We start from the raw sequence: 4,289 nt of genomic DNA, 5'->3' as shown, positions 1-4,289 counted from the left end.
AAAACCGAGATGGCGAGCAACCCGACCATCATCATGATAAGCGGTAGGCCGATGAGGCCGAGTTCCGCCATGACCTCCCCCGCCAGCGGCGCGGTGACCGTGCTGGTGGCGTTATACACCATCACCACCAGGCTGTTCATCGCCACCAAATGTTGGCCGCGATAATGGTGGCCGATGAAGCCGAGCAAACTGCTGTAGATGATAAGCTCCATCGCGCCGTAAAGCATGATAAAAATTTCGATAACATGCAAATGCTTGGTGTAAAGTGCCGGCCAGGCAAAGGCCGCGGCCAAAATGCCGGCCACCGGGATTAATTTTTTGGCTGGCACCTCGTTCACCAGGTGGCTGACCAGCGGGAAAAAAATAATCGGGCCGACAAAATATAAAAAAACCACGAAACTGGCCTGGGTCGGGGTGAACCCATGGTTGATGGTCTGCACCGCAATCATGCCCGACGCGCCGAACATCACCCCCGACGCCACCGCAATGATAAGCACCACCGGGTTGGTTTTTACCGCCAGCCAAATACCCATTTTTAATTTTTGTTTTTTTTCGACCCTGATGGTTTTATGTTTCATTTTTAAAATCGGCCAAGCCGACAGCAATAACAACCCGGCCATGATGCCATAGGGTAAAAAACCCAGCAAAAAAATATGGCCGATAAGCCCACTGCCCAACGCCACCGACGATGTAAAACTGGCGGTGTAAAGCGTCATAATTCGGCCGCGATTTTGCGGCAGGGCAAGGCTGTTGGTCCAGGCCTCCATCCCCAGCCAACGCATCACCACCAAAAACCCGGCAAAAAACCGCAACACGCCCCAATATAACGGCTCGCGCGACAGGCTCATAAGAATAATAATAACCGCATTTAATAAACCAGCGATGATAACCGCCCGCGCCATGCCAAATTTTTGCGCCGTTGCCCCGACCCACGGGCTGGCAAACAACGCGGCCAGGCTGGTCGCCCCCAACACCCAGCCGATAACGCGACTGCTCTCACCATCGTATTTTAACGTCAGGGGAATATGGGTCAGAATCATCCCGACCATGAAACCATCGATAAAAATAGCTAGCAACAGGCGGCCGACATCGCCCTGTTGCGTGCCCAGGTCGCCCTTCATCGTGTGGAAAAAATTTCTTATCGCCATCATGGTATTTTGTGGATAATTTTCGCTTATCGCTTATCGATTGGCAAAAAACAAGAAAAAAGCATGAAACAATAGCCGGAAAAGCAGCAAAAAAGAATCGCCGAACGATGCGCGCCACCAGATTCTAATTTAGAACTATTCTAAAAGCCAGCCGAAGCCAATTTACCCCGTGAATTCATCTTTTTCCCTTTGATTCTTATGTAATAATATTATTCTCTTTGCGCCGCCGATAAGAAAAATAATAAATATAAAAAAAAAATTCTCAAAAAATCCTTAATAATCAAACGAAAATATGAAATTAACGCGACGGATGCATTGGGATGTTTTTTGTCAAGAAAAAAATTTACTTTCTTTGGGCTTTGGGGGGTTGTTTGCATTGCCGTTTTATTTGATGGTACGTCATTAAGAGTTTCGGGGACAATCCAGGGACAAATTGACGAGTGTGGTTGTGCAATATTCCCCCGTGGTTTACGGGGATGGATGGCTGGTTGACACGGGGTTGAGGCGTTTTACTTAAGTTCCTCCAAAACAATTATTACAAACCATTAACGCACCTTAACCAATCGATAAATAAATATTGCAAAAATAAAAAAATAAAATAATATATTCAAGAACCAAGAACCACCGAACAGCATAATAAAATAAACAATAGCAAAAGATAGTAGCAAAAAATAATCATGAACGATAAGCAAGAAAAACCCATTAACCCGCGAAGCACCATGATGGCAAAAAATACCCATCGCGTTGCGACCGACGATAAAGACACCATTGCGCCGGCGACTCGCGAGGCCCCCTCCGGCGATATGGTGGCTGGTGATTATGACACCGGCGTTCGGTCAGAACGGGCGGTCATCAATAATCCCCTCAATAATCCTCTTAATAATTCATTGATGGATGGCGCCTTGCCCGATGCCCCCGCGGTGGACGATGTTCGCCATGCGGTGCGCACCGTTGCCGTGGCCGAGGAGCAAGATAAGCCGCAAGCCACGCAACATAAATGGCAAGCGGCATGGCCAGGCATATGGGCGAAAATGACGTCGCAGTTTCGCGCCGAATTTGGCGAAACATCTTACCGGCGGTTTTTGGCCTCGCTCCAAGGGGTGAAATACCAGGATGGGGTTTTTACGTTCCGCGCCGAAAATTTTTTCCAAGCCGAATGGGTGAAAAAAAATTATCGTTATTGGTTGTTACAACGTTTTCAAATCGAAAAATGGCAAGTCAGCGATATTGATTTTGTTATCGGCGGCACGGCCGACGCGCCTGGCCTGGGTGAAAATGCCGACGGCATGGCCGCAACCATGCAATCGCCCATCATGGGCGGCCTGGGCGAACAGCGCGGCGAATCATTTGGCGCGCAAACCGGCAAAAGCAAAAAATTGCTTGGTTCGGAATTATTAACGCAATTTCAATTTGATAAATTGGTGGTCGGCGATAGTAACGAGGAAGCGATAAATGCCGCCAAGCAAATGTTGGATAACTTCCCAAAATTGCCATTCAACCCATTGTTTATTTATGGTGCGGTGGGTTTTGGCAAAACCCATTTGCTGAATGCGATTGGTCATTATTTAAAACAACGTTACCCGCGCAAAAAAATCCTTTATTTTACGGCCGAGGATTTCTTGCAATATTTTGTATCGGCGGTGCGGCAAAAAGAAATTTTTTCATTTGAAAGCAATTTTGCCGATATCGATTGTTTGTTGATTGATGATTTGCATTTTATCCTGGGGAAGGAAGGGGCCTTAAAAGCCCTGGAAACCATCGTTGGTCAATTTTTGGATCGCGGTAAAATGATGGTGCTGGTCGCCGACCGTGGGCCACGCGATTTAAGCCAATTGGGTCAGCGGATTTTATCGCGCCTGCTCAGCGGGCTGGCCACCGAATTAAAACCCCTATCGCCCGACATGCAAAAGGCAATTTTGCGGATGAAGGCCCTGCAAAAAGGCATCGACCTGAGCGAGGATGCGATGGCTTGGCTGGCCGAAAAATTGAACGAGGGCAACACGGCGCGCGACATGGTAAATAACCATGTCAGCCCACGCGCCCTGAGCGGTATTATCAATCAATTGATGATAAAGATGGAATTGAGCCGTGGTTACAATAGCACCAGCAACGGCGCGGCCAATAATATGGCCAATAGCCCGCAAGACAAAAACCAGCGCAATGTTTTATCGTTGGAAAAATGCCAAAAACTATTGGGCGATTTTTTCCGGCCAGAACGTAAAAAAATCACCATCGATTCGATCCAGCAGATGGTGGCCGAATATTACGATATCACGCTGGAAGAATTATTGGGCAAAAGCCGCCTGCAAGACATTGCGCGGCCACGGCAAATTGCGATGTATCTGGCGAAAATGGCAACCACGCGGTCGTTGCCGTCGATTGGCGCGCGGTTTCGCCGCGACCACACCACGGTGATTCACGCCGTCAAAACGGTCGAGGGGCGCATGATGGACAACCCAAAATTCCAAGAGGAAGTGATGAGCCTGTTATCAAAATTAAAATCGGCCGATAAAAAATAGCTTTAAAGCCCTTAAGACCATGACAAACACAAACGGCCGGCAATAAAAAATCGTGCGTGAAAAGACGCAATAAAAAGAACCAGCGAAGGAGCAGTGAAAAACATGGCGCAAGCAACCGCAAAAGAAATAATCGAGATAAAATTATCGCCGACCATAAAACAATTGTTGTCGGCCGCCGCCAATAACGACCAAGCACACGGCGCAATAAATTACCCGGCGCGCGCCACCATGGGCAGTGCCGGTTTCGACCTGATGGCGGCCATCACGGAAAAAATTATCATTACCCCGGCGCAACGGATGCTTATTCCGACTGGTGTGTTTTTGCGCATGCCACGCCATATGGTGGCCGACGTACGGCCGCGTTCGGGGTTGGCGTTAAAACATGGCATAACGGTGTTGAACACCCCGGGCACGATAGACAGCGATTATCGCGGAGAGGTCGGCGTTGTGTTGGTAAACCATGGCGACGCGCCATTTGTTGTCGAACCATTGGCGCGCGTGGCGCAGATGGTTTTTTTAACCCTGCCCACGGTTGATATGGTGGAAATTGTCGATTTTGCCGATAATGGTGACGATGAAGCAAACCAACGAAAAACCGGCGGCTTTGGTTCAACCGGCTAGC

The 4,289-nt window shown here is 48.5% G+C and carries 3 protein-coding genes; 2 read left to right on the top strand and 1 reads right to left on the bottom strand.

Annotated elements, in window-relative coordinates; translation table 11 throughout:
* Nucleotides 1-1,151: MFS transporter (locus tag QM529_07505; GenBank protein ID MDI9314501.1), on the bottom strand; the 1,151-nt coding region annotated here is incomplete at its 3' end.
* Nucleotides 1,152-1,825: 674 nt separating this feature from the next.
* On the opposite strand from QM529_07505, the gene QM529_07500 reads away from it, so the two are divergent.
* Together QM529_07500 and dut are read left to right on the top strand one after the other, a co-directional pair.
* Nucleotides 1,826-3,667 carry a chromosomal replication initiator protein DnaA gene (locus QM529_07500; GenBank protein ID MDI9314500.1) on the top strand — a complete coding sequence of 614 codons (1,842 nt, stop codon included), beginning with the start codon at nucleotides 1,826-1,828 and terminating at the stop codon, nucleotides 3,665-3,667.
* 102 nt (nucleotides 3,668-3,769) lie between these two features.
* Entirely contained in the window at nucleotides 3,770-4,288 is a 519-nt protein-coding gene (gene dut / locus QM529_07495) for a dUTP diphosphatase (protein MDI9314499.1), read from the top strand.
* Nucleotide 4,289 lies beyond the last annotated feature (1 nt).

The organism is Hydrotalea sp. (assembly GCA_030054115.1).
Lineage (GTDB): Bacteria > Pseudomonadota > Alphaproteobacteria > JASGCL01 > JASGCL01 > JASGCL01.
This window is presented reverse-complemented; position numbering and strand designations above follow the sequence as displayed.

Coding starts and splice junctions, on each gene's coding strand:
- dut (MDI9314499.1), top strand. CDS start 3,770: ATGGCGCAAGCAACCGCAAAAGAAATAATCGAGATAAAATTATCGCCG.
- QM529_07500 (MDI9314500.1), top strand. CDS start 1,826: ATGAACGATAAGCAAGAAAAACCCATTAACCCGCGAAGCACCATGATG.